This window comes from Pseudomonas sp. GM55 (genome assembly GCF_000282395.1).
Taxonomy (GTDB): Bacteria; Pseudomonadota; Gammaproteobacteria; order Pseudomonadales; family Pseudomonadaceae; genus Aquipseudomonas; species Aquipseudomonas fluorescens_CC.
Genome location: NZ_AKJJ01000060.1, coordinates 1 through 5,084, shown reverse-complemented (window position 1 = coordinate 5,084; position 5,084 = coordinate 1). Strand labels below are relative to the sequence as shown.

Here is a 5,084-nt window from a genome sequence, read left to right as displayed (position 1 = left end):
ATCAGGTAGGTGGCCATGGAGCCGGTGACGCGCTGGTGTTTTCGCCCCTTGGCCCGGTGCCTGACGCAGTACAATTGGATGAAGTGCGGAGCGCTTTGGGTCATCTCGATATGACCCAGCGACTTCGGTGAGGATGACGCCAGAGCGTAGAGGTTTTTAACCGGCAACCAGGTGTTCGAGTCGCTGCGATAAAGGTCTCGATTACGCACTCGCCCCACGTAATACCAGCCTTGTGCTTCGACGGCTTTTATCCATCATCGGCCACAAGGATCGGCACGCAGTCTTTAGGGAGCAGTTCGGCCAACGTGTGTAGCAACCGTTTTTGATATTTCGGACAACCCTCGCGCTCATGAACGCTCTCGTAAATGGGAAACGAACGTCCAACCAAAGGGATAGCTGCGCGCAACAAAAAGAACTTTCCAGCCGCATCAATGGGTGACCCGTCGACCAGAATCAGCGGATGTCTCAGCGCCCCCAGTAAGGCTCGCAATATGACCCAGTAAAACAGCGAGCGCTCTGTTTGCAGATGGCGATTACCCAGCAGCCGATCTACTCGTTTGATGGCGTGTTTGGGATAGGCCTTGCCTGACATGAATCGGCCAAGCCCCGTCAGAGTGAGCCGACGTCCTCGGAGTAATGCGCTGACACAACACATTAATGTTTTCAGACGGCGAGAATGGACAGTGGGAAGTACTTGGGCGAGCGCGCTGTGTAAGAATCGGATGGCCTGCATGGGATCGGGATCTTGTTTTTGTGTGGTGCAATACAAGCTGCCGACCCGTGCAGGCCTCTTCAATTCCTAACTTCTTGATTTGTCGTAAGAAAAATCGGGGATTCCTCAGAATCCATCCCCTTTTTTCCTTGTTTAACGAAATTCTATTTTGCCGATTCTGATAAGTTCAATCATTTTTTCTGGGTGAACTCCTGCTAACTCTCCATTCATTGCTTTTAAGATCGCGAGATTGTTCGCTTGTGATACTGCAATTTCCCATGGAATTCCCTCTTGCTGCATGATCATGGGGGTGAATGTGTCGGCAGCGTTATGAAAATTTAACCTATCTACTTCCATATCTATTTGATAGGGGAGTTGCCGGGGGGCGAAGCGCATTTGGTGGGGCGTGATTTTTGTGTAGCTTAGCTCTTGAAGAGTAGAGTTGTGCTTTCTAGATGTCCATATACCATTCTCAAACTTATTTACTCTTCTATCGTCGCCTGTTACGATGGTTATTAGTCTTTTTCGTCCGTGGCTTATCTCGAATGTCTGTTCCGTCCAAGTGCGGTCGGGGTTTAGATAGTTTTTTATCGTGATGTTCGTGAATGTCCTCTCTTGCCCGCTCTTATAGATAGGCTCGGGCTTGTTAAATGCTTCTCTCAAGCGTCTAAAAGCATTGGATAAGAAATTTGGAATAGCAGCGTTTCCGCTAGGGTCACACCGGTTGATTGAATCTCCCTCGCAATATGAATAGGGATTCAACCCACCCTTGCCAAATGGACTCAAACTATCCGGACTATTAAACCGCATCAATACCGGATTAAACGCCCGATACCCATTGCCCAACAAATAATGCCCCGTCACCGAATCCGGCCGCTCACCATTAAAGCCAAGTAGGCTAAGCAGCCCGTTTTCAACAGGGCGATGACCATAGGCTGAATAGGCGATAGCCTGTCGTTGATCATTGGCCTGGAGCGTCTGCAGCACCGAGCGCTGTTGATCGGTGGCGAGCAGCGTGGTGTCGAATGCGTTGCCATCGCCAATCTTTTGAGCCAGCAATTGGTCGTCGTGTTGGACGATCGAATAGTGCAGCGCGCCTTGTATTTCTGTTGCCAGGCGGCTTTTGCGATAGAAGCGCTGATGTTCCGGCTTGTTCGGCAGGGCACTGGCGATCAGCCGGTCGAGCGGGTCGTAGTGGTACTGACAAAGACGGATGGCGGTCAAGGAAGGCATGAGTGTTCCGCAGATACTAAATACAGGTTCTCAGTATCTGCGGGCTTACAGGAAGTTTCAACTAGCAGAAATGATAGTCGCAGTATTACGTTTTAAAGGCGTCGACGTGCTATTAACATACCTGTCGCTCCTTCGCTACTATCAGGTTTGATAGTGGATCATTTTGTTTTTTTGATGTGACATTTAGACGTGAAGATAGGGCGGAGAGGGCTCTCTAACACTTAGAGAAGCTCTCATTTTGGTCGTTTTGGGATGATTCATTCGAGGTGTGGTGGTATGGATATCAAATTAAGTTGGTTTAGAGGGTGTCGTTTCGACGGAAACATCTACGTGCAATGTCATGGAGATGTGAGCGATGCGCGCATTAAATATTCGCTTTTGAAGGGTGGGGAACTGCTGCGTGAAAAATCGGCGTTCCAAGATGGAATGGTGGTTTTTGAAAATCTGGAGCTCTCTGATTACGACGTGCTCGCCAAGGCAGTAATGCCAAGTGGGAAGGTTTTTGATGTTGGGTCGGTGAGTATAAATATTCCAGAGTCTGCCAGGACCGCCAGTTTTATGGAACTTATTTCCAATGACTCAATGGTGGAGGAGGTGCTGGATCAATTCGGGAAGACTGGTGAAGGTGGTTTTATTAAAGGCGCAAGGCATGAGATCGTTTCTTTAAAGGGTGGGCTCGAGCTTGATTCTGGTTTTCGGAATAATTTGCAAGTTATGTTTGTTTCAGAAGGTTATGATAAGTTGCTGGGGGAAAAGAAAGAAGTAGTTCCAGTTTATTTTAAAATCAAAGAGTTGTTGGGTTTTAAACCTGTGTTTGATAGGGCGGCAGTGCTTGGTAAGACGGGGGTGGGGAGAGGTCTAGATAGATTCACCAATCTTTATCGAGTGGAAACTGACGTTGAGGATAATCTGCTCCTTCAATTGGCTAAAGAGCTGGAGAAGCTTGAATACGTCGAATATTGCTCGCTTTCCCGTGATTTATCACTGCTCGAGCCTCCTCCGCTTCAGTTGGGTCAGGCTGAGAATTCTAAAACTTCCCTGCCCGCTGAAAACGCAAAAACCCCGGATTTTTCTAGTATGCAGGGTTATCTGGATGAGCCTCTGGGTATGAACGTGAGAAATGCCTGGAACAGTGAAAGTCATCCTGGGTACTACGCTACCGTGCGCCATCTTGATTTTGGTATTTATCGTAATCATGAAGATTTATCCGGACAGCGTATTACGGTAGTCAATAGTCGACCTGAAACCGAAGATTGTAATCATGGAACCGCTTCCACAGGTTGTATTGTTGCTGGAAAAGCGGATGGGCGTGGAGTTGCTGGTGTTGCGCATGATTGTAGGTTCTATTTCTATGATACGGGGGATACGGCGCAAATCGTAGCGGATTTTAATCCTGGGGATATCGTTAGCTTTGATATTCAGTTGGGGGCTTTGACTGGTCATTTGGTTCCTTTTGTTCATAATAAAACCATATGGGATTACGTAGGACATTGTGTTAAGGGTGGTGCAGTTGTTGTGTTTGCTGCGGGAAATGGTGGCTTGAACTTAAAGCTTAATCCTTTGATTTTTAGGAATTATGGGAATAACGGAGCCCTTATGGTCGGGGCTTGTGGGTCTGCTAGTGAACTGAGGCATTCATTTTCCAATTTCAATCTTTATGGGGCTCTGAATTCTTGGGGTGATAATGTAACTACCACCGGTTACGGTGAGTTGCAGGATTATGAAGGTAATGATAGGGATTACACTCAGTACTATGATGGAACATCTAGTGCGACGCCTTTGGTGGCGGGGGCGTTGGCTTGTATTCAAAGTTATGTTAAGTCGCATCATAATGTTTACTTGAACTGTCAGGAAATGCTCGCTCTGGTTTCCGCTTCCGGTTATCAAAAGTCAGCCGAGCGACGGGAAGGTATCGGAGCTCGCCCTAACGTTGCAGCAGCCATTGCTACTGTGAATCGGCTACTGGGTGATTAAGCGCTCGCAGAAATGGCGCAGAAATGGGGACGACCGGAAATGGGGACAGATTCTGAGGAATCTCCGATTTTTCTTACGACAAATCAATAGGTTAGGAGTTGAAGAGGCCTGCACGGGTCGGCAGCTTGTATTGCACCACACAAAAACAAGATCCCGATCCCATGCAGGCCATCCGATTCTTACACAGCGCGCTCGCCCAAGCACTTCCCACTGTCCATTCTCGCCGTCTGAAAACATTAATGTGTTGTGTCAGCGCATTACTCCGAGGGCGTCGGCTCACTCTGGAAATCGGGGACGGAAATCGGGGACAGATTTATTTAAGCGCTACGCTCGACAAAAAGTGACAAATTTGTTTACAACAAACAAAGATTGGATTTTTTCTACGGCTAAGTTTTCCACGTCATTGAAAGGACGCAGGAAGATATATGCCCAGAGTCGGACGCGTAGTGCTATCCAACTACCCTCACCATGTCGTACAGCGAGGTCACAATCGGCAGGTCGTTTTCGCTGATGCAGATGATTTTGAGTACTACCTCTCAGACCTGCGGGAGCTAAAAGAGGCCCTCGGCGTGAAAGTTTATGCCTATTGCTTGATGACCAATCATGTCCATCTTTTGCTTTCACCTAGCGACACTCCCGCAAGCTTAGGACAACTGATGAAAGTTCTCGCAGTTCGCATGACTCGTTATCGAAATAAGCTGGAAGGGCGTTCTGGCACCCTTTGGGAGAGTCGTTATAAGTCGAGCATCGTTCAATCTGACACTTATCTTCTTGCATGTAGTCGGTACATTGAGTTAAACCCCGTGAAAGCTCATATCGTGTCGAGAGCAGAAAGCTATCCGTGGTCGAGCTATCGTCTTCGCGTAGTAGAGCCAGAAAAAACAATTGGTTGGATGTAGACCCATGCTTTAAAGCGCTTGGTACAACCGAGCTCGCTCGCCGTGTTCGCTATAAGGAATTTGTAGAGCAGGTTGCTCCGCGTGGAGAGCTGGAGCTCATTAGAAGTGCGCTACAGCGCGGGCAACTGACAGGAGCCTCGCGCTTTGTGGAAGAAATAGAACACATCACAGGGCTTCGAATAATAAGCCGTGGACAAGGCAGACCCGCAAAAAATCTTGATTAAATAAATCTGCCCCCATTATCCAAGAAGCTTTCCAACTTTTGC

The 5,084-nt window shown here is 48.0% G+C and carries 2 protein-coding genes and 2 pseudogenes; 2 read left to right on the top strand and 2 right to left on the bottom strand.

The window, feature by feature from the left end:
* Both PMI31_RS31370 and PMI31_RS30025 read right to left on the bottom strand, forming a co-directional pair.
* Window positions 1–733, bottom strand: a pseudogene (locus PMI31_RS31370) (IS4 family transposase); the annotation flags it as partial.
* A gap of 132 nt (window positions 734–865) precedes the next feature.
* Entirely contained in the window at window positions 866–1,945 is a 1,080-nt protein-coding gene (locus tag PMI31_RS30025; RefSeq protein ID WP_008019359.1) for an RHS repeat-associated core domain-containing protein, read from the bottom strand.
* A gap of 276 nt (window positions 1,946–2,221) precedes the next feature.
* On the opposite strand from PMI31_RS30025, the gene PMI31_RS16780 reads away from it, so the two are divergent.
* Both PMI31_RS16780 and PMI31_RS30015 read left to right on the top strand, forming a co-directional pair.
* Window positions 2,222–3,919, top strand: coding sequence for a S8 family serine peptidase (locus PMI31_RS16780; protein ID WP_008019358.1), 1,698 nt, complete (start codon window positions 2,222–2,224; stop codon window positions 3,917–3,919).
* Between the two features lie 425 nt (window positions 3,920–4,344).
* Window positions 4,345–5,042, top strand: a pseudogene (locus PMI31_RS30015) (transposase).
* The last annotated feature ends 42 nt before the right edge of the window (window positions 5,043–5,084 follow it).

Excerpts from the sequence above, each read along its gene's own strand:
- PMI31_RS16780 (WP_008019358.1), top strand. The coding sequence starts at position 2,222 with ATGGATATCAAATTAAGTTGGTTTAGAGGGTGTCGTTTCGACGGAAAC.
- PMI31_RS30025 (WP_008019359.1), bottom strand. The coding sequence starts at position 1,945 with ATGCCTTCCTTGACCGCCATCCGTCTTTGTCAGTACCACTACGACCCG.